Source organism: Pseudomonas flexibilis (assembly GCF_000806415.1).
Classification (GTDB): Bacteria; Pseudomonadota; Gammaproteobacteria; order Pseudomonadales; family Pseudomonadaceae; genus Serpens; species Serpens flexibilis.
The window spans coordinates 886,016-909,522 of the sequence record NZ_JTAK01000002.1 but is presented as its reverse complement, the minus strand read 5'-3'; the positions used below and the strand labels follow the sequence as shown (position 1 = coordinate 909,522).

General features: G+C 63.0%; 26 protein-coding genes, 3 tRNA genes and 1 pseudogene. 22 read left to right on the top strand and 8 right to left on the bottom strand.

Annotation, left to right across the window (positions count from 1 at the left end; translation table 11 throughout):
* The first annotated feature begins 143 nt into the window (after positions 1-143).
* The 10 genes and pseudogenes from PT85_RS18025 (at position 144) to PT85_RS07960 (ending at position 6,413) form a co-directional block, all read left to right on the top strand.
* Positions 144-857, top strand: coding sequence for a hypothetical protein (locus tag PT85_RS18025; RefSeq protein WP_139181975.1), 714 nt, complete (start codon positions 144-146; stop codon positions 855-857).
* Positions 858-963: 106 nt separating this feature from the next.
* Positions 964-1,923, top strand: coding sequence for a hypothetical protein (locus PT85_RS18020; protein WP_074467475.1), 960 nt, complete (start codon positions 964-966; stop codon positions 1,921-1,923).
* Positions 1,924-1,997: 74 nt separating this feature from the next.
* A complete protein-coding gene (locus PT85_RS18015; RefSeq protein ID WP_139181976.1) occupies positions 1,998-2,420 on the top strand; it encodes a DUF6228 family protein in 423 nt (140 codons plus the stop codon).
* 690 nt (positions 2,421-3,110) lie between these two features.
* A pseudogene (locus tag PT85_RS18365) lies at positions 3,111-3,308 on the top strand (MAPEG family protein); the annotation flags it as partial.
* A gap of 195 nt (positions 3,309-3,503) precedes the next feature.
* A complete protein-coding gene (locus PT85_RS18280; protein WP_039606404.1) occupies positions 3,504-3,971 on the top strand; it encodes a DUF1810 domain-containing protein in 468 nt (155 codons plus the stop codon).
* Between the two features lie 23 nt (positions 3,972-3,994).
* The gene (locus tag PT85_RS07975) at positions 3,995-4,741 is read left to right on the top strand and encodes an SAM-dependent methyltransferase (protein WP_027591714.1); all 747 of its coding nucleotides are present in this window, start codon (positions 3,995-3,997) and stop codon (positions 4,739-4,741) included.
* Positions 4,741-4,992 (top strand): cysteine-rich CWC family protein, encoded by a 252-nt coding sequence (locus PT85_RS17755; protein ID WP_324606725.1) that lies wholly within the window; start codon positions 4,741-4,743, stop codon positions 4,990-4,992. The genes PT85_RS07975 and PT85_RS17755 overlap by 1 nt, the downstream gene beginning before the upstream one ends.
* Before the next feature lie 145 nt (positions 4,993-5,137).
* Complete coding sequence (locus tag PT85_RS18175) at positions 5,138-5,389, top strand: hypothetical protein (RefSeq protein WP_027591713.1); 252 nt, start codon at positions 5,138-5,140, stop codon at positions 5,387-5,389.
* 13 nt (positions 5,390-5,402) lie between these two features.
* Positions 5,403-5,780, top strand: a complete 378-nt coding sequence (locus PT85_RS07965) for a MerR family transcriptional regulator (RefSeq protein ID WP_039606348.1) — start codon at positions 5,403-5,405, stop codon at positions 5,778-5,780.
* Between the two features lie 54 nt (positions 5,781-5,834).
* Entirely contained in the window at positions 5,835-6,413 is a 579-nt protein-coding gene (locus tag PT85_RS07960; RefSeq protein ID WP_027591711.1) for an NAD(P)H-dependent oxidoreductase, read from the top strand.
* 3 nt (positions 6,414-6,416) lie between these two features.
* On the opposite strand, the gene PT85_RS07955 is transcribed toward PT85_RS07960, so the two are convergent.
* The 4 genes from PT85_RS07955 to PT85_RS07940 all read right to left on the bottom strand — a co-directional run bounded on the left by PT85_RS07955 (position 6,417) and on the right by PT85_RS07940 (position 8,370).
* Positions 6,417-7,982 (bottom strand): cation:proton antiporter family protein, encoded by a 1,566-nt coding sequence (locus PT85_RS07955; RefSeq protein ID WP_039606347.1) that lies wholly within the window; start codon positions 7,980-7,982, stop codon positions 6,417-6,419.
* Between the two features lie 82 nt (positions 7,983-8,064).
* Positions 8,065-8,140: transfer RNA gene (locus PT85_RS07950), tRNA-Gly, on the bottom strand.
* Positions 8,141-8,214: 74 nt separating this feature from the next.
* Positions 8,215-8,290 (bottom strand) — tRNA-Gly (locus PT85_RS07945).
* A 4-nt stretch (positions 8,291-8,294) separates the two neighbouring features.
* Positions 8,295-8,370: transfer RNA gene (locus PT85_RS07940), tRNA-Glu, on the bottom strand.
* Between the two features lie 344 nt (positions 8,371-8,714).
* Here PT85_RS07940 and PT85_RS07935 point away from each other — a divergent pair.
* Entirely contained in the window at positions 8,715-9,482 is a 768-nt protein-coding gene (locus PT85_RS07935) for a hypothetical protein (protein ID WP_027591785.1), read from the top strand.
* Positions 9,483-9,552: 70 nt separating this feature from the next.
* Here the strand turns inward: PT85_RS07935 and PT85_RS07930 are convergent, their stop codons facing one another.
* Genes PT85_RS07930 through msrB form a run of 3 tightly spaced genes read right to left on the bottom strand, consistent with a single transcriptional unit; the run spans position 9,553 to position 11,352 of the window.
* Positions 9,553-10,434 carry an ATP-binding protein gene (locus PT85_RS07930; RefSeq protein ID WP_039606346.1) on the bottom strand — a complete coding sequence of 294 codons (882 nt, stop codon included), beginning with the start codon at positions 10,432-10,434 and terminating at the stop codon, positions 9,553-9,555.
* 12 nt (positions 10,435-10,446) lie between these two features.
* Complete coding sequence (locus PT85_RS07925) at positions 10,447-10,929, bottom strand: glutathione peroxidase (protein ID WP_039606345.1); 483 nt, start codon at positions 10,927-10,929, stop codon at positions 10,447-10,449.
* Positions 10,930-10,947: 18 nt separating this feature from the next.
* Positions 10,948-11,352, bottom strand: a complete 405-nt coding sequence (gene msrB / locus PT85_RS07920) for a peptide-methionine (R)-S-oxide reductase MsrB (protein ID WP_027591782.1) — start codon at positions 11,350-11,352, stop codon at positions 10,948-10,950.
* A gap of 185 nt (positions 11,353-11,537) precedes the next feature.
* Between msrB and PT85_RS07915 the strand changes: the two genes are divergently transcribed.
* From PT85_RS07915 to PT85_RS07905, 3 genes are all read left to right on the top strand, one after another.
* Entirely contained in the window at positions 11,538-12,749 is a 1,212-nt protein-coding gene (locus tag PT85_RS07915) for a pyridoxal phosphate-dependent aminotransferase (protein WP_027591781.1), read from the top strand.
* A 159-nt stretch (positions 12,750-12,908) separates the two neighbouring features.
* The gene (gene htpX, locus PT85_RS07910) at positions 12,909-13,781 is read left to right on the top strand and encodes a protease HtpX (RefSeq protein ID WP_027591780.1); all 873 of its coding nucleotides are present in this window, start codon (positions 12,909-12,911) and stop codon (positions 13,779-13,781) included.
* Between the two features lie 242 nt (positions 13,782-14,023).
* Complete coding sequence (locus PT85_RS07905; protein ID WP_039606344.1) at positions 14,024-14,674, top strand: DUF2959 domain-containing protein; 651 nt, start codon at positions 14,024-14,026, stop codon at positions 14,672-14,674.
* A gap of 1 nt (position 14,675) precedes the next feature.
* Here the strand turns inward: PT85_RS07905 and PT85_RS07900 are convergent, their stop codons facing one another.
* Positions 14,676-15,323: a thiopurine S-methyltransferase gene (locus PT85_RS07900; RefSeq protein ID WP_039606343.1), complete on the bottom strand. Its 648-nt coding sequence runs from the start codon at positions 15,321-15,323 to the stop codon at positions 14,676-14,678.
* Between the two features lie 136 nt (positions 15,324-15,459).
* Here PT85_RS07900 and PT85_RS07895 point away from each other — a divergent pair, with 136 nt between their 5' ends.
* From PT85_RS07895 to PT85_RS07860, 8 genes are all read left to right on the top strand, one after another.
* Positions 15,460-15,876 (top strand): OsmC family protein, encoded by a 417-nt coding sequence (locus PT85_RS07895; RefSeq protein WP_039606342.1) that lies wholly within the window; start codon positions 15,460-15,462, stop codon positions 15,874-15,876.
* Between the two features lie 230 nt (positions 15,877-16,106).
* Positions 16,107-17,597, top strand: coding sequence for a methyl-accepting chemotaxis protein (locus tag PT85_RS07890; protein ID WP_027589792.1), 1,491 nt, complete (start codon positions 16,107-16,109; stop codon positions 17,595-17,597).
* Between the two features lie 90 nt (positions 17,598-17,687).
* Entirely contained in the window at positions 17,688-17,897 is a 210-nt protein-coding gene (locus PT85_RS07885; protein ID WP_027589791.1) for a YgdI/YgdR family lipoprotein, read from the top strand.
* A 182-nt stretch (positions 17,898-18,079) separates the two neighbouring features.
* Complete coding sequence (locus tag PT85_RS07880; RefSeq protein ID WP_039561854.1) at positions 18,080-18,658, top strand: ANTAR domain-containing response regulator; 579 nt, start codon at positions 18,080-18,082, stop codon at positions 18,656-18,658.
* Positions 18,659-18,767: 109 nt separating this feature from the next.
* Positions 18,768-20,000 carry an alanine transaminase gene (gene alaC / locus PT85_RS07875; protein ID WP_027589789.1) on the top strand — a complete coding sequence of 411 codons (1,233 nt, stop codon included), beginning with the start codon at positions 18,768-18,770 and terminating at the stop codon, positions 19,998-20,000.
* A gap of 499 nt (positions 20,001-20,499) precedes the next feature.
* Positions 20,500-21,744, top strand: coding sequence for a CmpA/NrtA family ABC transporter substrate-binding protein (locus PT85_RS07870; protein WP_027589788.1), 1,245 nt, complete (start codon positions 20,500-20,502; stop codon positions 21,742-21,744).
* Between the two features lie 80 nt (positions 21,745-21,824).
* Positions 21,825-22,604 (top strand): nitrate ABC transporter permease, encoded by a 780-nt coding sequence (ntrB, locus tag PT85_RS07865; RefSeq protein ID WP_139182002.1) that lies wholly within the window; start codon positions 21,825-21,827, stop codon positions 22,602-22,604.
* 13 nt (positions 22,605-22,617) lie between these two features.
* On the top strand, positions 22,618-23,406 hold the full coding sequence (locus tag PT85_RS07860) for an ABC transporter ATP-binding protein (protein WP_039606341.1): 789 nt from the start codon (positions 22,618-22,620) through the stop codon (positions 23,404-23,406).
* Positions 23,407-23,507 lie beyond the last annotated feature (101 nt).

Genomic DNA, 23,507 nt, shown 5'->3' with positions numbered 1-23,507 from the left:
AACTTACATGAAAATGCATTGGCCCTAATGGTCGTGGAGGGAAACCATGCGCTCTAACCTGGCGCTCAACCTCGCTCCTTTCAGTCGCTGGACGCTGCGCGATAAAGCCGCGCAGCGCCGGTTAGCTCTACGTTAGGTCTAGCATGCACTACTGGAACCAGACCAATTTCAAAGGCCTGAGAGAGATAGCCGAATCTTTGCAACAGAGGAACGGCTATGAGGGTTACGCGCGCTATTGCCTCTTGAGAGAAAAGGGCCTCAAGAAGGAGGCTCTTGTTGAATTGCGCTCATTTATAGAGCAGTCACGCAAGCTCCCTGTTGATGAGCAGCGGGTTATGGCTCGTGAATTAGCTGAGCTGTATTTTTGTAACCGAGATGTGCACCAATTCTTCCCGCAGCCAGCCGTAGCGTATATCGGAGATGTACTTCAGAAGTGGTGTGATGAGGGTCCGAGCTCCCCTGAGCCGTATCGGTGGTGTGGGGTAGTTTGCGGGAAGCCAGAGCTTTTTGAGCGTGCTCTGCGGGAAGACTCTGAGGACCCAATCTCGTTAAGCCGCCTTGTCCTTCAAGAATTGCAGAGCGTAGATTTTGCAACTCACCATCTTTCTGAGTCGAAATTTCTTGGCTCAGAGTCTGAAGCAGATGCGGCACTTGCTAAGGCAGTGGCATACGCCATGCGGCTGCCGATAAATGAATCAAAGGCCAAGCATATGGAAGAGATAGCGTATTACCGCAGCTTGCTAAGTGCTTGGCGGGAGTATCGGGGTGGCAGCAAGCAGAAGTCTTTCCCAGAGTGGAGCGCTGAGCATGGGTATAAGTTTACTTTCGGGTCTATCGTCTACTACGGTGGGGGTTAGACCTAACAATCGGCTGTTGTCGCCCCGTTGGGGCTGGGACGGCCTTTCCGCCGCTGCGCGGCTACAAGTCCGCCCCAAAGCCGGGCGTTAGCTCTCAGGAGAGGCAATGAGCATTATCCAAAATGCGATCGACTCAATTCAAATTGGTGTTGAAGATTTTCAAAGTGATGACGATAGGCGCAGCGTTTCTGCTGTAAGAAACATTGCGGCTGGCATTTTATTGCTTTACAAAGAAAAACTCTGTCAGCTATCTCCGAGCGACAACAAAGAACTGCTAATTAAGCAAAACATTAGGCCTGTTCAAAATGAAAAAGGCGAAATAGTTTTTGAGGGTAAAGGCCACAAGACGGTTGATGTTCAGTCCATAAAAGAAAGATTCAGCAGCTTGAACGTCGCAGTTGACTGGAATAGATTCGAGGAAATTAACAAGCTAAGAAACGATTTAGAGCACTACTATACATCTGAATCTCCTGATGCTGTTCGTGAAATCGTAGCCAAGTCGTTTCTATTGATTCGGGATTTTTTATCAGAGCACTTAGATCAAGACCCTCAAGAAAGTCTCGGTAATGATTGCTGGGCAACATTGCTTGAAGTGAGTGATGTTTACTCGGCAGAAGAGAAAGCTTGTAAGGCAACTATTGATGCAATTGACTGGAAATATCATTCAGTTGAGGTAGCGCTAAAGAATCTTCGCTGCAGTCAATGCCATTCTTCACTGATACAAGCACCGTATTCTGATGATGTCTACCCAACTATTAATTTACATTGCAAATCATGTGGGCATGATTTCTGTTTTGATGATGTGCTTGAACAATGTATCGATGATTCTTTGGCTGGAGAAGCAATCAGAAATGCAATGGATGGTGGCGACTCTCCTTATGATGAATGTCATGAGTGTGGGAAAAGCACTTTCATCCATGAAGAAGGTTGTTGTGTAGCATGCGACTATGAAATGGAATACACCCACTGTGAAATGTGCGAAGAGCCATTGGGGCTAGAAGATCAATACAATGAAGGAAAATGCAGTTACTGTCAGTATAGATGGGAAAAAATCATGGCAGAATGAGCTAACAAGGCGCTGCTGACGGACAAATTTTCCGCTGCGCTTCAAATTTGCCGCAGAGCGCGGCGTTGGACTGCATGAATATGGAAGCAGCTGTATTTGAGATACGCAGCACGGATGATGACGGCAAGTTGACAATTGTCGGCACCGTGCCACGTGGACTTACAGGCTACGATGGTTGTCACTTCGATGTTTCCCTCGTCTCGACGCCTCTCTCCGCTTCGGTTCGCGTCTATGAAATACAACCGCAGAATTGGTCAGCGTTTTTCCAAGACCTCGCTGCAAACTGGAAGGGCTGGTCCGGTGAGAAGAAAATGGAATCACTAGAGGGGCATCTGGCCGTGTCCGCAACCTCGGATGCTCTAGGTCACATCTCACTCCGAGTGAAACTACGAGACATCATTCCTGGAACCGCGGATTGGCGGGCGGAAGGCTCTCTCATCGTGGAAGCTGGTCAATTGGAGCGGCTCGCCGGTGACGCTAGAAAGTTCTTCGGCTAGTCCTTTGCAGTCAAAACAAAGGGGACAGATTTATTTAAAGCAAGAACGCTCACCATCCAAAGCACGGCGATGTGTCCAAAAAATAAATCTGTCCTTTTTTACGTGGGGAAGATGACCCAATTTAACATTCCCCCTCCCACCGAGCCACCTATTGAAGCAAATCGGCCATGAATCAACATATTTCCCAACAAAACGATTGAACAATGAAATTTATCACCGAATGGAAGGGCCCTATATTCCTCACCCTTTTAGCCGTCTCCATTTTTAGCTCTTTCAGGTTCCTTGGTAATTGGAATGCTTTTTGGCCGTATATTCTTGTTCAGTGCTCAGTCGCGCACGGAGTTTACTCATGCCTCGGCAATGGAAAGATCCATACACTCTTGGGCCTCATGCCTTCCAGCTCCGATCCGAAAGAGCGAGCGGTTACAGGCGGAATGCTACTTCTGGTCTACATAGGCATGTTCTTTTTATAAAAGCTCAGGATTTCTGACGGCAAAGTGGGTAGATTTATTTAATTTACCCCCAAAGGGGGTAGATTTATCTACAGCGAGAGCTCGCCCCATCCAAAGCACGGCGACACGCCGCGCAGCGCAAAAGCGGCACCCCGGCCAAGGCAGCGAGCTGCATAGGCTGGTCTGATCGGCCCGACCGTCGGTCTTCGCCGACCGGCCCGACTGAAAAGGAAGTGAAGTGGACCAATACCTGATTCTGCCGGCGAGCGTCAACCATGCCTCGAACAACCTGAAGAACCTGTTCGAGCTGCCGGTGGTGTTCTATGCCTTGTGTGCCGTGCTGCTGGTGTCGCAGAGCGTTGATGCGGTGTACCTGTATTGCGCTTGGGCGTTTGTGGGCTTGCGTGTGCTGCACAGCCTCATTCACTGCACGGTGAACATCGTGCGCGATTCCTGGCGTATATCCTTTCCAGCCTCGTGCTGTGGTTCATGGTGGTCAGGCTGGCGTTGTCCGTTTTCTAATTCCCGGCCGGAGCCGCGCCTCCTGCGCTGGTCGTCCCCGACACCGTTGCTATCGTGCAGGGACTGCTCCGATGGCGAGCAGGCATTTACTCCAGCCGGCGGAAATCTCATGAGTACCGATGCGTTCGATCTTTCGCGTTTCATCGCAGCCCAGGAAGCCTCCTACGCCACGGCGCTGGCCGAGCTGCGTGCCGGCCGGAAAAGAACGCACTGGATCTGGTTCGTATTTCCTCAGCTCAAGGGGCTGGGGCGCAGCGTCAACGCCGACTATTACGGTTTGAGTGGACTGGCCGAGGCGCGGGCGTATCTTGCGCATCCGCTGCTGGGCCAGCGGCTGCGCGACGCCACGGCAGCCATGCTGGCGCACCAGCCCCTCGGAGCGGAGTTGGTGCTGGGCGAGCTCGATGCGCTGAAGTTCCGCTCGTGCATGACCCTGTTCGCCCGCGCCGATCCCGACGAGCCGGTTTTCGGCGCTGCGCTGGAACGTCTCTTTGCAGGAGAGCCGGATGCGCGGACACTCCGGTTGCTGGGCGAGGCAGGTAGCGTTGCTCCTGATGCGCAAGGGCCCGAGCCGTAAGCACTCAATTGAGGAATCTACCCATGGACATCCCGCGCATCTTCAACATCACGGAAAGCGCTCACCGTATCCACAATCCGATCACGCCCGACAAGCTCGCCACGCTCGGTGCGGCGCTGCGCCTGGAGCCGGGTGCCCGGGTACTCGACCTGGGCAGCGGTTCGGGGGAGATGCTCTGCACTTGGGCGCGCGATCACGGCGTGGTGGGCACCGGCGTCGATCTGAGCCAGCTGTTCAGCGAGCAGGCGAAGCGCCGTGCCGTGGAGCTGGGCGTGGCCGATCGGGTCACGTTCGTCCACGGCGATGCCGCCGGCTATGTCTCCGATGAGAAGGTCGATGTGGCCGCCTGTGTCGGCGCCAGCTGGATAGGCGGCGGCGTCGCCGGCACCCTCGCGCTGCTGGCACGCAGTCTGCGCAGCGGAGGAATCATCCTTATCGGCGAACCCTACTGGCGACAGCTACCGCCGTCGGAGGACGTGGCCAGGGGCTGCCAGGCCCATTCGATGGCCGACTTTCTCCTGCTGCCGGAGCTGCTCGCCTCGTTAGGCCGCCTCGGCTATGACGTGGTGGAAATGGTGTTGGCCGACCAGGACGGCTGGGACCGATACGAGGCGGCCAAATGGCTCACCATGCGCCGCTGGCTGGCCGCCAATCCCGGCGACGAGCTGGCGAACGAGGTGCGCGCCCAACTGACCTCGGAACCGGTGCGTTATGCCACGTATACGCGCGAGTACCTGGGCTGGGGCGTATTTGCACTGATGGCGCGGTGATGCAGAATCCGCGCGCCGCTCGGCCCCTTACAGGTAGTCAACGTATGCAGAACCCCCTTCCCCTCCAACGCTGTCCGCTGTGTGGCGGTGCGAATCAGTGCGCGCCGGCCGCCGCCGGGCATTTCGACGCGGAATGCTGGTGTCGACAGGTGACGGTGAGCCCGGAAGCGCTGCAACGGCTGCCGCCGGATCAGGTGGACCGGGCCTGCCTGTGTCCGCGTTGTGCGGTCGGGTTCGAGGCTCGCGACTGAAGTTCGCTCCTACAAAAGCGCGCCACATCGCGCCCGTGATCCAGATCAACGTACCCGACAGACTTCTGCCCAGAGCAATCAATATGATATGGGCGATGCGGGGCTCAGTTGGTCCTGCCTTTCCGGAAGCCCCGATGGAAACCCCATGAATCCGAAAGCCTTCACGAAGATCGACACGCCCTATGCCGAGCTACCCTGGTTCCGCAAGCGCTGGTTCATCATGATTTCGCTTCTGCTGTTCACCCCCGCCGCGGTCGTGGTGGCCCTGACGGGCGATGTGTACGCCCAGAGCAGGGGCCAGAGCTATGTGTTCACGGATCGCCAGCGCAACCAGATTCTGTTTCTGGCGGGCGTATTCTTCATCGCCGGCCTGGTTTCCGCCCTCGGCCGGGGCTGATGTGGGCCACGACATGTATATCGGCGATCTCTCGAAGCGGACCGGCGCGTCGCGCAAGGCGATCTACCTCTACGAGGAACTGGGGCTCATTCCGACGCCCCGGCGCCGGGGCACGTATCGCGTCTATGCGCCGGAGGTGATCGGCATGGTCGAAACCATTCGCTGCGCACAGACGCTCGGCTTCACGCTCAAGGAACTGGCCGAGACCCTGCGGGGCGCATCCACCGGCCAGGCGCCCAGCCTGGATGACATCGTCGAACAGATCGATCGCAAGCGGCGCACCCTGCAGGCGCAGGTCGACGCCGCAACGACACGGATCGGACAGTTGAATGACCTTCGGCAACGTCTGATTGACGCGCCCGCCCTGTGGGACTGCGAAAAAAACGCTTGACCCTTCCCCTAGGGGCAATCCTTAGGCTGCCGCTTTCCCAGAAAAGGAGTCGGCATGAACAAACGAATTCTGGTCATCCTCGGCCATCCCGCACAGGACAGCCTGTGCGGCGCGCTCGCCCAGGCCTACGTCAAGGGGGCGGAAGCAGCAGGTCATGAGGTGCGCAGCCTCGCGCTCGGGTCGCTGCGGTTCGATCCCATCCTCCACGAGGGCTACAACTGCATCCAGCCGCTGGAGCCCGACCTACTGGCCGCCCAGGAAGCGATCACCTGGGCTCAGCACCTGGTCTTCGTCTATCCGATCTGGTGGGGCTCGATACCGGCCCTGCTGAAGGGCTTCTTCGACCGGGTGCTCTTGCCGGGCTTCGCCTTCCGCTTTCGCAAGGATTCCCTGATGGCCGACGGGCTGCTGGTGGGGCGCTCGGCGCATCTGCTGGTCACCCTGGATACGCCGCCCTGGTATTACCGCTGGGTGTATCGGATGCCCGGGCACCAGCAGATGCGGCGCACCATTCTCGGGTTCTGCGGCATCAGGCCGGTCACCGTGACGAACTTCGGCCCGGTGAAGACCGCCAGCCCCAGGACACGTGAGCGCTGGCTCGCGCGGGCCTTTGCCTACGGCGCCAGCGCCTGAGCCTCAGACCTGCGGTCGTGCGTGGCGGGCTTCCAGTTGCATCGCCACGTTCTGCGCCAGACCAGCGCCGGCCTCGCTCATGGTCAGGTAGGTGTGATCCGCGCCCGCCGCCTCGATCTGCCGGGCGACGTCCTCGTAGAGGGCATGGGAAACCAGCAGGCCGGTAAAGCCCCTTTCACGCAGCTTGCGACTGGCGATGACCTTCGCCTCGGCGTCGTTCATGGTCAGGATCACCGCCTCGACCTGGCGCATTTCCAGGCTTTGCCAGAATGTCTGGTCTTCCGCGTCGGCATACAGGACGTTGCAGCCCTCGCCGGCCGCCCGTTCGACGGCTACCGGGTCGGAATCCAGACTGATCAGCCGGTAGCCTTTTTCCTTGAGGTAGTGGTAGGCGGCGCGCCCGGAGCGCCCCATACCCATGACCAGAATCTGCGCATCGCCCAGCGACACCGGCTGTTCGTCGGGATGGCGGGTGTTGCGCTCCAGCCGCACCAGCCGGCTGGCCAGCCGGTTGTAGAGCGACGCGGAGACCCGGTTGAACTGCGCGGACAGGATGAACGAGAAGGCCACGGTGATGGCCAGCGGCACCAGCCATTGCGGCATGGCCACGCTCATGACGATCAGGCCGAATTCGCTGTAGTTGGTCAGGCTGGCGGCGCTGAGGAAGGCGCTGCGCGATCGCAGGCGGAAGGCCAGGAACAGGAAGAAGAACAGCACGGTCTTCAGCGGCAGCAGCAGCGACATCAACGCCGCGAAGATCAGCGCGTCGGCATCCGGCAATCCGCCGATGCCGATCTGCAGGAAAAAGCCGACCAGGAAGACTTCCTTGACCGACCACAGGGAGTTGGACAACTCGCCGGCGCGCGGATGCTTGGCCAGCATGGCGCCGAAGGCCAGCGCGCCCAGCTCGGAACTGAGTCCCACCGACTCGAAGCCGAGGCCGCCAACCACCAGCGCCAGCATCAGGCCGAGCAGCACCAGCAACTCTTCATGACCGCTGTGATCGAGCAACCGGAACAGCAGCGGGCGCAGCAGCGGCAGCAGGAAGACCAGCAGCGCCCAGGCCGAGGGCACCTGGCCGCTGGTCAGGCTCATCACCAGCAGGGCGATCAGGTCCTGCATGATCAGCACGCCGATCGCCACGCGACCATGGAAGGCCTTCAGTTCGCGGCGACTCTCCAGCACCTTGGCGGCCAGCACGGTGCTGGAGAACGCCAGTACCACCGAGAGCATCAGCGCCTCGTACCAGCCGACCTCCAGGAACAGCAGGATCGGCGGCAGCATCAGCACGGAGGACAGCGCGAAATGCAGCACGCTGCCGCCCACCACTTCCGGGCGGGCCAGGTTGCCGAGCTTGAGCTTGAGACCCACGGTGAACAGCAGCAGCAACACGCCCAGGTGCGACAGATGGGCCAGGATCTCGCTGTCCTGGCGGGTGATGCCGAGCTGGTTGTCGAACGCGGCCAGGGCGAACCCGGCGCCGAGATAGCCGATCAGCGGCGGCAGGCCAATGACCCGGGCCACCAGGCCCAGTCCGAACGCGAAGGCGATCCAGGTGGCTTCGATCATGGGCGGCTCCCTTCGGCACGGGTGAGGTAATACGCCAGGCAGAAACGAAAAAAGCGACCTTTCGGTCGCTTTTTTCTGTATTTGGAGCGGGAAACGAGACTCGAACTCGCGACCCCGACCTTGGCAAGGTCGTGCTCTACCAACTGAGCTATTCCCGCATGTGTGACCTTTCGGTCGTGACGCCAGCCTTTCGGCTAACTACCCCAGCGACATGCAGCGCTGTGGAAGAATCTGGAGCGGGAAACGAGACTCGAACTCGCGACCCCGACCTTGGCAAGGTCGTGCTCTACCAACTGAGCTATTCCCGCTTATTGGCGTCCCCTAGGGGACTCGAACCCCTGTTACCGCCGTGAAAGGGCGGTGTCCTAGGCCACTAGACGAAGGGGACGCGGCCCGGAACTTACAACAGTTTTGACAAACTTTTTTCCGGCTTCCCCGCTTGGCGTTGCCGTCTGCGCTGGAAGTGGGGCGCATTTTATGGATGCCTCGGGGAGGCGTCAACACCCAAACAAAACTTTTTTTAAATCAATGACTTCTGCTCAAAAAACGTTCAGCGCCAATGACGCTCCGTCGCCCTGCCGCAGCGCGTGCTTTCCAGCGTTCCGCTGAAGCGGCACGATGCGTCGCTGCGCCTCAGGAATCCGGGCGCGCGACGAAAGCTTAATTGACCCTAGGAGCCACGGGGAGAAATCTCTACACTCGGGGCCAGATGCCATCATCGGAGGAAAGCCGTTGTCTCCAGCCCTTATCACCGCCCTGGTCTTCGCCGCACTGTTCGTTGCGATCATCCTGGTTTATGCGAGCCAGCAGATCGAGCGCCGCAAGCTGGAGCGACAGCGCCAGAAAGCCGAACTCACCGAGCGCGTTCGCCGCTGTGCCGACCTCAGCGAGATTCTGCCCGGGCAGATGATGACACCCGCGCTGAAGCTGCTGATGTGCAAGCTGGAGCTCAAGCTGAGCGAGCGGCTGCGCCCCATGGCACCCGAGAATACCGAGTTGGTCACGCGCATCGACGAGCTGGTGGTGTTGCTGGGCAAGGGAGAGAACCTGCCGGTGAAGAACCTGCCGCAGGCGATCAACACCGAAAACAAGGCCAAGGAAGTGCGCTTCCTGCTCGAAGGCCTGCACGGTGTGATCACCCGCGCGGCGCGCGAAAACCTCATCACCACCGCCGAGGCGCGCCACTGGGTCGACGAGATCCGCCACATGATGGTGCAGCTGCACATCGACTTCTTTACCAGCGTAGGCGTGCAACTGCTGCAGCAGGACAAGCCCCGCCAGGCGCGCCTGGCCTTCGAGCGCGCGGTGCAGTTCCTGCGCCGCCAGGCGGATCAGGATCGCTATCGCATCGAGCTTCGCGAGCTGGCCAAGCATCTGGAACGGGCGAACGACCTGGCGCTGGACCGCGAGCCTACCGAGGAAGAGGAAGATGAGCTGACCGTCGGTCTCACCCAGGAGGAAATCGACGATCCGTGGCGCAAGAAACAGGTCTACGACTGAGACCTGCCGCCTTTGTGGGGCGCAACGCCGCAGCGCTGCGCTGCGCCCCACCTCCGCACGCGCGGCGCGCTCACTGCAACAGCCGGAGCCCCACCCACTGCCGTGCGAACTGGTAGGCACAGCGTCCGTTGCGGTTGCCACGTCCAGTCGCCCAGCGCACCGCGGCCTTCTCCAGCTCTTCGTCCCATGCCCAGCTCAACCCGGCCTGGGCCGCCAGGCTGCCGATCCAGTGGCGCACCACCGACAGGTAGTGCTCCTGGGTAAAGGGATAGAAGGACAGCCAGAGGCCGAAGCGGTCGGACAGCGCGATCTTGTCCTCCACCGCCTCGCTCGGGTGCAGTTCGCCATCCACTCGCTCCCAGTTGTCGTTGTCGCTCTGCCGCTCCGGCACCAGGTGCCGGCGGTTGGAGGTGGCGTACAGCAGCACGTTGTCCGGCGCCCGTTCCAGCGAGCCGTCCAGCACGCTCTTCAGTACGCGGTACTCGCCTTCCCCGGCTTCGAATGACAGGTCGTCGCAGAACAGCACGAAGCGTTGCGGCTGATCGCTGATCAGCTCCACCACCCGTGGCAGATCAGCCAGGTGGTCGCGCTCGATCTCCACCAGGCGCAATCCGGCTGGCCAATGCTCGGCCAGCAACGCGCGCACCAACGAGCTCTTGCCGGTGCCCCGCGCACCCCACAGCAGGGCGTGGTTGGCAGGCAGCCCGGCGACGAACTGGCGGGTGTTGCGGGCCAGCTGCTCGCGCTGCAGATCCACGCCCAGCAGATCGTCCAGACGCAGGTCATGGCTCACCCGCAGCGGCTGCAAGAATCCACTGCGCCCCTGGCGCTGCCAGCGCGCGGCCAGGGTGGTGGTCCAGTCGATCACCGGCGGTTCGATCGGCAACAGGGGTTCGAGTCGCTGCGCCAGGCGGTCGGCCCGCTCCAGCAGCGCGATCAGTCGGGAATCCAAGGGGGTTACTCCTTAACGCAGCAGGTTCTCCACCGCCTCTTGCAGGGCTTCGGGCTTGGTGGTGGGCGCGAAGCGCTCGACGCGCGAGCCGTCTCCGCTGATCAGGAACTTGGTGAAGTTCCACTTGATGCGCTGGCTGCCCAGCAGGCCGGGCGCGCGGCGCTTGAGCTCGGCAAACAGCGGATGGGTGCTCGGGCCGTTCACGTCCAGCTTGCGAAACAGGGGGAAGCTGACGCCAAAGTTCATCGAGCAGAAGCTGGCGATCTCCTCTTCGCTGCCCGGCTCCTGGGCGCCGAACTGGTTGCAGGGAAAGCCCAGCACCGCCAGTCCACGATCCTTGTACTGCCGCCAGAGCTGTTCCAAGCCTTCGTACTGCGGGGTGAAGCCGCAGCGGCTGGCGGTATTGACCACCAGCAGCGCCCGGGCGCCGTAATCGGCCAGCCGGGTTTCCTGTCCATTGATATCGGTCAGCGGGATCTGCAGCAGATCGGTCATCGGGGTAACGCTCCTTGATCAGGCGGGGTCCGTCTTCGGCACCAGCGTGAGCGATGCCGAGTTGATGCAGTAACGCAATCCGGTTGGCCGCGGGCCGTCCGGGAATACATGGCCGAGATGGGCATCGCAGCGCGCACAGCGGACTTCGATGCGCTGCATGCCATGGCTGGAATCCTCCAGTTCCCTGACCGCCTCGTTACTTACCGGCTGGAAATAGCTCGGCCAGCCGCTGCCGGAATCGTACTTGGTGTCGGAGTCGAACAGCGGGGCCTGGCAGCAGGCGCACTGGTAGATACCGGGTGTACGGGTGGCGTAGTACTCGCCGCTGAACGCGCGCTCGGTGCCGCCCAGGCGGCAGATATGGAACTGTTCGGGCGTAAGCTCGTCGCGCCAGGCGTCGAGGGGTTTGTCGATCTTGTCCATCGCGGCTCCTGACTTCGGAAAATGCCCGCCTGCACCTTTCCCCGCTTGCAGGCCAGACGTATCATGCGTGGCTTTCAACCGCCAGTCTGGCAGCGCACGCGGATGCTGCCAAGGCGCTCCTCGCCGCCCTCGACTGCACGTGGCCGTGCAGCCTCGCGACGTTCACTTCGGGAACACTCAGCATCATGCAGATCAGTAAGTCGAACAAGCTCGCCAACGTTTGCTATGACATTCGCGGGCCGGTGCTCAAGCACGCCAAACGCCTGGAGGACGAAGGTCACCGCGTTCTCAAGCTGAATATCGGCAACCCGGCGCCGTTCGGCTTCGAGGCCCCGGAGGAAATCCTCCAGGACGTGATCCGCAACCTGCCGACCGCCCAGGGCTACAGCGACTCCAAGGGTCTGTTCAGCGCCCGCAAGGCAGTCATGCAGTACTACCAGCAGAAGAACGTCGAGGGAGTGGGCATCGAGGATGTCTACCTCGGCAACGGCGTCTCCGAGCTGATCATGATGTCCATGCAGGCGCTGCTGAACAACGGTGACGAGGTGCTGCTGCCGGCGCCCGATTACCCGCTGTGGACTGCCGCCGTGAGCCTGGCCGGCGGCAAGCCGGTGCACTACCTGTGCGACGAGCAGGCCGGCTGGTTCCCCGACCTGGCCGACATGAAGGCCAAGATCACCCCGAATACCAAGGCGCTGGTGCTCATCAACCCGAACAACCCCACCGGCGCGGTGTATTCCAAGGAATGCCTGGAGGCCATCGTCGAGCTGGCCCGCCAGCACAACCTGATCCTGTTCTCCGACGAGATCTACGACAAGATCCTCTACGACGACGCCGAGCACATCGCCACCGCCTCGCTGGCGCCGGACGTGCTGTGCCTGACCTTCAACGGCCTGTCCAAGTCCTACCGGGTGGCGGGCTTCCGCTCCGGCTGGATCGCGATTTCCGGTCCCAAGCACCTGGCCAAGGGCTACATCGAAGGCCTGGACATGCTGGCCAACATGCGCCTGTGCGCCAACGTGCCGGCCCAGCACGCCATCCAGACCGCCCTGGGCGGTTATCAGAGCATCAACGACCTGGTGCTGCCGCGCGGCCGTCTGTTCGAGCAGCGCAACCGCGCCTACGAACTGCTCAATGACATCCCCGGCATCAGCTGCGTGAAGCCGATGGGCGCGCTGTACGCCTTCCCGCGCATCGACCCGAAGGTCTGCCCGATCCACAACGACGAGAAGTTCGCCCTGGACCTGCTGCTCTCCGAGAAGATCCTCATCGTGCAGGGCACCGCCTTCAACTGGCCGTGGCCGGACCACTTCCGCGTGGTCACCCTGCCGCGCGTGGACGATCTGGACATGGCCATCCGCCGCATCGGCAATTTCATGAAGACCTACCGCCAGTGACGACAACGACCCTGCCGCGCAGGGTCGTGTGCCGTCTCCGCAAGACGGGCGAGGCGCAGCCAGGGGACACAGTTTGCAATAGTCCCTCGGTTGAATAGGCCTCGCCCGAACCTTATATAACCAGCGTTCCGTTATTCCTCAGTGGAGTTCGCCCACACCATGATGCGTATTTTCCTGTTCCTGGCCACCAACCTGGCGGTGCTGATCATCGCCAGCATCACCCTGAAACTGCTCGGGGTCGATCGCTTCACCGGCCAGAACTACGGCAGCCTGCTGGTTTTCTGCGCCGTGTTCGGCTTCGCCGGCTCGCTGGTCTCGCTGTTCATCTCCAAGTGGATGGCCAAGATGAGCACCGGCACCCAGATCATCACCCAGCCGCAGACGCGCCACGAACAATGGCTGCTGCAGACCGTCGAGCAGCTGTCGCGCGAAGCTGGCATCAAGATGCCGGAAGTGGGTATCTTCCCGGCCTACGAATCCAACGCCTTTGCCACCGGCTGGAACAAGAACGACGCGCTGGTCGCGGTCAGCCAGGGCCTGCTGGAGCGCTTCTCCCCCGATGAAGTGCGCGCCGTGCTGGCTCACGAGATCGGCCACGTGGCCAATGGCGACATGGTCACACTGGCGCTGATTCAGGGCGTGGTGAACACCTTCGTGATGTTCTTCGCGCGCATCTTCGGCAACTTCGTGGACAAGGCCATCTTCAAGAACGAGGACGGCCACGGCATCGGTTACTTCATCGCCACTATCTTCGCCGAACTGGTCCTCGGCATTCTGGCCAGCATCATCGTCATGTGGTTCTCGCGCAAACGCGAATTCAAGGCCGACGAGGCCGGCGCCCGCCTGGCCGGCACCGGTGCGATGATCGCCGCCCTGCAGCGCCTGCGCGCGGAGAGCGAGGTACCGGTGCAGATGCCCGACAGCCTCACCGCTTTCGGCATCAACGGCGGCCTCAAGCACGGCCTGGCCGGCCTGTTCATGACCCACCCGCCGCTGGAAGACCGTATCGAGGCCCTGCGCGCCCTGCGCTGATCGGCCACCCCCGTTTCACACTTGCTTGGGCGACTTCGGTCGCCCTTTTTTATTCTCACCCCCCTCTCCCCAGCCCTCTCCCGCAAAGGGAGAGGGAGGTGTCCGATTGCGTTCCCCTCTCCACTGCGTCCTGGTGGGAGGGGAAGGTCAAGGCGATTGCGTTCCCCTCTCTCCTTGCGGGAGAGGGGCCAGGGGAGAGGGGTTGGGTTACAGTGTCGCCATTTTCACGCCGAGGACTCTTTATGCTGCGCCCCCTTTCCGCCCTGCTATTTACCGCCCTGCTCGGCCTGACAGGCTGCCAGAGCGCCTATTACGCCGCCATGGAGAAGGTCGGCGTGCACAAGCGCGACATCCTGGTCGACCGTGTGGAAGAGGCCCGCGACAGCCAGCAGGAGGCCAAGGAGCAGTTCCAGAGCGCACTGGATCGCTACCGCAGCGTGGTGCAGGTGAAGGGCGGTGAGCTCGAGGCCCGCTACGAGGCGCTGAACAAGGAATACTTGGCCAGCGAATCCAGTGCCAAGGAGGTACGCGCGCGCATCGAAGCCGTCGAGGATGTGGCCGAGGCGCTGTTCGAAGAGTGGGAAGGCGAGCTCAAGCTGTATAGCAATGCCAGCCTGCGCAACGCCAGCGCCGCCGAACTCAAGCGCACCCGTGCGCAGTACAAGACCCTGCTGGGGCGCATGCGCGCCGCCGAACGCCGTATCGAGCCGGTACTGAGCGTGCTGCGCGACCAGGTGCTGTTTCTCAAGCACAACCTCAATGCCCGCGCCATCAGCGCGCTGCAGGGCGAATACCGCACCCTGCAGGGCAACGTCGACCAGCTGCTGCGCGACATGCAGCGCGCGATCGACGAAGCCGACACCTTCGTGCGCAACCTGCAGCAGAACAGCTGATTCAGCGCGCCAGCCGGTAGGCCGTCTCGTCCAGCCGGGTGGCGCCCAGCTTCAGGAATTTCCAGTTCTCCGCCAGCACGTCGCGATGCTCCAGTAGCGTCACCGACCAGCCGGCCGCGCCCCAGCGCTCGCGCACCTCGCTGTCGTCGACCGCGAACGGCGGACCGTCGCGCAGCGCCTGGTCATAGTCCACCGTCACCAGCAACCCTTCGCAGCGTTCCGGCAGGATCGCCGACAGGTGAGCCACGTAGCGCTCGCGCAGGGCCGGCGGCAGGGCGATCAGCGCCGCCCGGTCGTAGAAGTGCGGGCAGTCGGCCACATCCTCGGCGCGCAGGGCGAAGAAATCGCCGCACCAGAGCTCCAGCTCGCCGTGCCGGTAGCAGCGGAAACGACCGTTTTCGATGATGTGAGGTGTCAGTCCCTGCTCCGCAAAGAAGGCCTGCACGGCCGTTTCCATCAGCTCCACGCCCAGCACCCGATGGCCCTGCCCGGCCAGCCAGGCCATGTCCAGGCTCTTGCCGCACAGCGGCACCAGCACCCGGGCTCCCGGCTCTACGGCCCAGTGCCGCAGCAACCAGGGATTCACTTCGGACAGGTGAAAGCCGATCTCGTTACGGTTCCAGCGCGCCCGCCAGAAGTCTTCATGCATGGTGTTTCTCCCCCTGGGGCCTGTTGACCCCGCGTCGGTCAGCGGCGGGATTCTCGCATGAAAGGCCGGTCGGCCCGGCGGAACAAGTGCCGCCTCAGGTGCTCTACCTTGCTCGATCACTCGCTGGAGAACGTCCATGAGCATCGTCGTGCATACCCTGACCAGTGCCAGCTACCGCCACAGCGTCATGGTGGACGGGCGCCATGAACTGGCCACCGACCTGCCGATTGGCCTGGGTGGCCAGGGCAGCGCACCCGAGCCCCACGACTACTTCGATGTCGCCCTGGCGACCTGCAAGGCGCTGACCGTGACCCATTACGCCCGTCAGAACGGCATCCCGCTGACCGGCATCAGCGTGGAAGTCAGCCACGATGGCAGTCGCGAGAAGGAGGGTTTCTACGCGATGACCGCGGAACTGACCCTGCGTGGCAGCCTGACCGACGATCAGCGCGCCGAGTTGAAGCGGGTGGCCGGCCACTGCCCACTGCACAAGCTGATGACCCAGGTGCAGATCAGCATCGAGACTCGCCTGGCCGAAGGCCCGTTCAGTTAGTTCAACAATCAGCCAAGCATCACTCGCTTGGTATCAGTTTTAAGCATTTGAGCCGTAGGGCGCCGTGCTAGCATAATGCCCACACTTTTGCCGCGGGTGTTTCCTGCGCCCGCCGGCACCCGCTGCTTCTCCCTCGCCGCCCAATAACAACTAAACGGTCCTTGCCGCATCCGTGCGCGTTCCCGAACGCCGCGCGGGGTTTTCCATTAATTTTTTTTTGGCTGCCGACCATGAACCAGAGCCTGACTTCCCTCCAACGCCATCACCGCCAGGCCGACCGCGTCATGCGCGGCGTGCTCTGGGCGATGTTTCTCTACGCCCTGATCCTGGGCTTCTGGTTCGACAATGCCGGGCAAGCCCTGGTGATCGGTGGCCTCACCTGCGTGACGCTGACCGTGCTCGGCCAGCTGATTCCCGGCCAGCGTCTGCTGCGCAGCCTGATGGGCGCAGCTTTCATGGTGATGGCCGCCCTGCAGATCAACCTGGCCCACGGCGTGGTGGAGTTCCACTTCGGCATCTTCGTGCTTCTGGCGGTCCTGCTGTTCTACCGCGACTGGCTGCCGATTCTCACGGCGGCGGGGACGGCGGCTGTACATCACCTGGTGTTCTTCGCCCTGCAGACCCGCGGCTTCGATCTGGTGGTGATCCAGCAGGGCGGCTGGGGCACCATCTTCCTGCACGCCTTCTACGTGGTGCTGGAAACAGCCATCCTGGTGTACCTGGCGCAGCAGAGCCACAAGGCCGCCGCAGAAGGCGAAGGCCTGATGACCGCCACCGATCGCCTGGTGTCCGACGACAAGATCAACCTGACCTACCGCATTCCCCAGCGCGGGCCGATTGCCCAGCGCTTCAACGAATTCCTCGACGAGCTCGGCGAACTCACCGGCGCGGTGGTGCGCGACAGCCGCCAGTTGGAGCAGTCGGCCGATCATCTGGCGGCCACCACCGACCAATTACGCAGCGGCGCCAACCGACAGCTGGACGAAACCGCACAAATGCTGGCGGCCATGGACGAGATGGTCGCCGCCATCGAGAGCGTCGCCGACCACGCCAGCGAAGCGGCTCGCGCAGCCCAGGGGATCAACGAGAAATCCGACGCAGGCGACCGCCTGCTCAGGGTCTCGCAGCAGGCGATCGACGCGCTGGCTGAACGGTTGAATGACGCAAACCAGACCGTGCAGGCGCTGGCCGAGCAGTCCGAGCAGGTCAGCAAGGTACTGGAGGTGATCGGCAGCATCGCCGGGCAGACCAACCTGCTGGCCCTCAACGCGGCCATCGAGGCGGCACGGGCCGGCGAAGCTGGTCGTGGCTTCGCCGTGGTGGCCGACGAAGTGCGCAACCTGGCGCAACGCACGGCCGATTCTACCCGCGAGATCCACGACATCCTCGAACGCTTGCAGCACGGCAGCCAGGCCGCTGCCCAGGTCATGCGAAGCAGCCGCGAAGCCGCGCTGGACTGCGTGACGGACAGTCGCCGCGCGGGCGAACTGCTGGTTGCCATGGGTGACGAGATCGAGGCGATCAGCCGCATGAATACCCTGATCGCCTCCAGCACGCAGGAACAGAGCGCGGTCAGCACGCAGATCGCCCAGAACCTGCAGAGCATCCGCGAAGTGGCCGAACGCAACGCCGATGACGCCCGGCGCCTGGACCAGGAAAGCGAGCAGTTGCAGGCGCTCACTGATCGCCTGGAGCGACTCAGTTCGCGCTTCCACGTCTGAGCGGGTTCGGACGAACGTGGGGAGCATCCGCCCTGCCGGCTGGTCACAGCCCTGTACGCCCGTTCGGGTGAAACGGTAGGAGGCTCCTCAATGAAGCACTGGATCATTGCTGCGTGCTGCGCGCTGGGGCTGGCGGGTTGCGCCAGCGATTACATCATCGCCACGACCGACGGCCAGATGCTGGCCAGTCAGGACAAGCCCGAGCTCGACAAGAAGACCGGCCTGATCGAATACGAGGACAGCGAGGGGCGCACCCGGCAGATTCCCAAGTCCCAGGTGCGGCAGATCATCGAGCGCTGATCCAGGGCCAGGCGCCCTGGCATGGCAGTTGCTCCGGCATCGGCATACCTATAACGGCGCAACCGCGCCCTGCCGTGCCCCGTGCGCCGCCGTTCCACAATGAGGCATGACCGCCTTGCCGTGCGCCCTTGTTGTGCGCAGGCGCGGAGTGGTTCGGCGGAGCACATCGTGGAGAGACTGCCATGCTGCGCATCCTGCTGATCAACGATACCGCTCGCCATGTGGGGCGTCTCCGACAGGCCCTGAGCGAGGCCGGCTTCGAGGTGACGGCCGAATCCGGCCCGACCATCGACCTGCCCGCCCGCGTGGAGGCGCTCAAGCCGGACGTTATCCTCATCGACAGCGAATCGCCTGGTCGTGACGTGCTTGAACAGGTGGTCATGGTGTCGCGCGCCCAGCCACGCCCGATCGTGATGTTCACCGACGAGCAGGACCCACAGGTGATGCGCCAGGCGATTCGCTCGGGGGTCAGCGCCTATATCGTCGAAGGCATCCAGGCCCAGCGCCTGAAACCCATTCTCGACGTGGCCATGGCCCGCTTCGACAGCGAACAGACCCTGCGCAGCGAGTTGCAGGTGCGCGAAGCGCAGCTCAACGAGCGCAAGCGCATCGAGCAGGCCAAGGGCCTGCTCATGAAGATCCGCCACTGCGATGAGGAAGAGGCCTATACCCTGATGCGCCGCCAGGCCATGGACCGGCAGCAGAAGCTCATCCAGGTGGCCGAGCAGATCATCGCCATGCAGTCGCTGATGCGCGGCTGAAGCGGGCTATTGCCGCCCGTCTCGCTTTGGGCGTATCGTCGCTGGCGGTCGCACAGGCGACCAGCGTCGCTCGGACGGTTCCGGGCGCTTACGTCACATCGAGGAAATCATGGCCGAACACGGCAAGCGCCGCTTTGCGCGCATCGATCGTCTGCCCCCCTACGTTTTCAACATCACCGCCGAACTGAAGATGGCCGCCCGCCGCCGTGGCGAGGACATCATCGACTTCAGCATGGGCAATCCGGACGGCGCCACCCCGCCGCATATCGTCGAGAAACTGGTGCAGGTCGCCCAGCGCGAAGACACCCACGGCTACTCCACTTCGCGCGGCATTCCGCGCCTGCGCCGCGCCATCTCGCGCTGGTACCAGGACCGCTATGCCGTCGAGATCGACCCGGAAAGCGAAGCCATCGTCACCATCGGCTCCAAGGAAGGCCTGGCGCACCTGATGCTGGCCACCCTGGATCAGGGCGACACCGTGCTGGTGCCTAATCCCAGCTACCCGATCCACATCTACGGCGCGGTGATCGCCGGCGCCCAGGTACGTTCGGTGCCGCTGATTCCCGGCATGGACTTCTTCGCCGAGCTGGAACGGGCGATCCGCGAGTCGATCCCCAAGCCGAAGATGATCATCATCGGTTTCCCCTCCAACCCTACCGCCCAGTGCGTGGAGCTGGACTTCTTCGAGCGCGTGGTGGCCCTGGCCAAGCAGTACGACATCCTGGTGGTGCACGACCTGGCCTACGCGGACATCGTCTACGACGGCTGGAAGGCGCCGTCGATCATGCAGGTGCCGGGGGCCAAGGACGTGGCGGTGGAATTCTTCACCCTGTCCAAGAGCTACAACATGGCCGGCTGGCGTATCGGCTTCATGGTCGGCAACCCGGAACTGGTCGCCGCACTGGCGCGCATCAAGAGCTACCACGACTACGGCACCTTCACCCCGCTGCAGGTGGCGGCCATCGCGGCCCTGGAAGGCGACCAGCAGTGCGTGCGCGACATCGCCGAGCAGTACCGCCAGCGCCGCAACCTGATGGTCAAGGGTTTGCACGAGGCCGGCTGGATGGTCGAGAACCCCAAGGCCTCCATGTACATCTGGGCGAAGATCCCCGAGCCCTATGCACACCTGGGCTCGCTGGAGTTCGCCAAGAAGCTGCTGGCCGACGCCAAGGTGTCGGTGTCGCCGGGCATCGGCTTCGGCGAGTACGGTGACGATCATGTGCGCTTCGCGCTGATTGAAAACCAGGACCGCATCCGCCAGGCCATCCGTGGCATCAAGGCGATGTTCCGCGCCGACGGCCTGGTCACCCCGCCGGCCAAGGCGCGCAAGACCGAGGCCTGACCTTCAGGGGCCGGCGCAACGCCGGCCCCTCGGGCGGTCGGCGATTTTCCCGGCCGCCAATGCGGTGTGCATTGCGGCCATGCTCGGCGGCCAACGCGTTGCGTTGACCACACTACGGTCTGCGAATCCGCCGCGCCTTCCGCTAGGGCGGCGGCGCTTTCCCGGCCGCCGATGCGGCATACACCCAGGCGTCGACCAGACTGCGCGGATGTCGCCCTACTACCGCGCAGCGTGCGCCGCCCTGGCGCATTGCTCCTTCTCCCCTCACAACGACAGGGCACTCCTGACTACCGCTCCGGGCCACATGTCATTGTTTTCAAAAGACTTTAATCGCCATTAGTCACTTGGCAAGGCCTTTGCTTCGTTCATGGTGAACTCTCGCAGCACGCCAATGGCGGCGGGCCGCGGATCGCGGACAACGGCGTCCGCCGGGTTGCCTTCCCCTCGCAGGGAACCCGGCGCGTACGCCGTTTTTTATTGCCCTAAAAAGGAAGTCTTCATGAATGAACGTGATTCGACCCGTCGCACCTTCCTCAAGCAGTCCATCGCCGTGGCCGGCCTGAGCCTGGCCGCGCCAGCCTTCCTGCGCAGCGCGGCCTGGGCGGCCGGCTCGGATGCGCCGGAAAAGACCGACCTGCGCATCGGCTTCATTCCGCTCACCGACTGCGCCTCGGTGGTGGTGGCCGCCACCCAGGGCTTCGGCAGCAAGTACGGGCTGAACATCACCCCCAGCAAGGAAGCCTCCTGGGCCGGCGTGCGCGACAAGCTGAACACCGGCGAGCTGGATGCCGCTCACGTGCTGTACGGCATGATGTACGGCGCCCAGCTCGGACTGGCCGGCCCGCAGCGCGACATGGCGGTGCTCATGGGCCTCAACCAGAACGGCCAGGGCATCACCCTTTCCAGGCAGTTGCGCGAGGCCGGCGTGACCACTGGCGAACAGCTCGCCGCCCACGTGAAGCAGTCCGCCAACCCGCTGACCTTCGCGCAGACCTTCCCCACCGGCACCCATGCCATGTGGCTCTACTACTGGCTGGGCGCGCACGGCATCAACCCGATGAGCGACGTGAAGACCATCGTCGTGCCGCCGCCGCAGATGGTGGCCAACATGCGCGTCGGCAACATGGATGGCTTCTGCGTCGGCGAGCCCTGGGGCGCCCGGGCCATCTTCGACAAGGTGGGCTTCACCGTGGCCACCAGCCAGCAGATCTGGCCGGACCACCCGGAGAAGGTGCTGGGTACCACTCGCGCCTTCGTCGAGCAGTACCCCAATACCGCCCGCGCGCTGGTCATGGCGCTGCTGGAAGCCGGCCGCTTCATCGACGCCAACGAGGAAAACCGCCGCAGCACCGCCCGGCTGATCGCCGGCAAGGCCTATGTGAATGCCCCGGTGCAGGTGATCGAGCAACGCTTCCTCGGCAACTACGAGGATGGCCTGGGCAACAGCTGGCAGGACCCGCACAGCATGCAGTTCTGCCGCGACGGCAGCGTGAATTTCCCCTACCTCTCCGACGGCATGTGGTTCCTGACCCAGTTCCGCCGCTGGGGACTGCTGACCGAAGACCCGGACTACGCCGCCGTCGCCGCGGCTGTCAACCAGACCCGCCTCTTCAGCGAGGCCGCCGGCGCCCTGGGCCTGGCCGTGCCGGCCAGTCCGCTGCGCAGCAGCACGCTGATTGACGGCACCGTCTGGAACGGCAGTGACCCGGCCGGCTACGCCCGCTCCTTCGCCATCAAGGCCTGACCGAGGAGGTTCCCATGTCCATTCCCCTGAGCCCACCGCCGGTGGCCCACCGCGAAACCCACCCACTGCGCCGTCTGGCCATGGCCGCCTGGCTGCGCCAGAGCCTGCAGCAGGTGCTGCCGCCGCTGCTCGGTATCCTGCTGTTCCTCTTCCTCTGGGCGCTGCTGGCAGCGCGCAGCGAAGGACTGCCGGGCCCGCTGGTCACCGGGCAGGCGGCGCTGGAGCTGTTCGCCGATCCCTTCTACGACAACGGGCCCAACGACATGGGCATCGGCTGGAACATCCTGCACTCGCTGGGACGGGTCGGCGCCGGCTTCGGTCTGGCGGCGCTGGTCGGCATTCCGCTGGGTTTCGCCATCGGCCGCTTCGCCTTCCTGGCGCGCATGCTGGCGCCCATCATCAGCCTGCTGCGCCCGGTGTCGCCGCTGGTCTGGCTGCCGATCGGCCTGCTGGTGTTCGAGGCCGCCGGACCGGCGTCGATCTGGGTGATCTTCATCAGCGCCATCTGGCCGATCATCCTCAACACCGCCGCCGGCGTGGCCAGCGTGCCGCAGGACTACCTGAACGTCGCCCGGGTGCTGAAGCTCTCCGAGTACAAGGTGCTGACCCGCATCCTGTTCCCGGCTGTGCTTCCGCACCTGATGACCGGCATTCGCCTGGCCATCGGCGTGGCCTGGCTGGTGATCGTCGCCGCGGAGATGCTCACCGGCGGCATCGGCCTGGGCTTCTGGGTGTGGGACGAATGGAACAACCTCAACGTGGCGCACATCCTCATCGCCATCGTCATCGTCGGCCTGGTCGGCCTGGCACTGGAGCAGAGCCTGCTCCTGCTGGCCCGCCGCTTCGACTACCACAGCTGATTCGGGAGACCCCATGGACAAGTTCGTCGAGCTGACCCGCGTCGGCAAACACTTCGAGACCCGCAAGGGGCGCTTCGTGGCCCTGCGCGAGGTGAACCTGGACATCGCCCGTGGCGAATTCGTGTCGCTGATCGGCCATTCCGGCTGCGGCAAGTCCACGGTGCTCAACCTGATCGCCGGGCTGCTGGAGCCCAGCGAAGGTGGGCTGATCTGCAACGGCCGCGAGATCGACGGGCCCGGCCCGGAGCGCGCCGTGGTGTTTCAGAACCACAGCCTGCTGCCGTGGATGACCTGCCTGGGCAACGTGCAGCTGGCCGTCGACAAGGTGTTCGCCAGCCGGAGCAAGGCCGAGCGCCGGGAACGCAGCGAGGCGGCCCTGCGCATGGTCGGCCTGGACCACGCGCTGCACAAATACCCCAGCGAGATTTCCGGCGGCATGAAGCAGCGCGTCGGCATCGCCCGCGCGCTGGTGATGGAACCCAAGGTGCTGCTGATGGACGAACCGTTCGGCGCGCTGGACGCCCTGACCCGCGCCCATCTGCAGGACGAACTGCTGCGCATCGTCGGCCAGACCCGCAGCACCGTGGTGATGGTCACCCACGACGTGGACGAGGCGGTGCTGCTCTCCGACCGCATCGTGATGATGAGCAACGGGCCGGCGGCCACCGTCGGCGACATCCTCACCGTCGAGCTGCCGCGCCCGCGTGAGCGCCTGGCGTTGGCCAACGATCCGCTCTACCACCACTACCGGGGCGCGGTGCTGGAGTTCCTTTACCAGCGTCAGCGGCGTCCAGCCGCATGAAGGGTCGTTGAATGCGACCCTGCGGGGCTGCATTTCGCTCCTCAAGAATTTCCGCATAGTGCCGCCATGCTGAGCGCGGATTCTCCGCCAGGCTGCTTGTC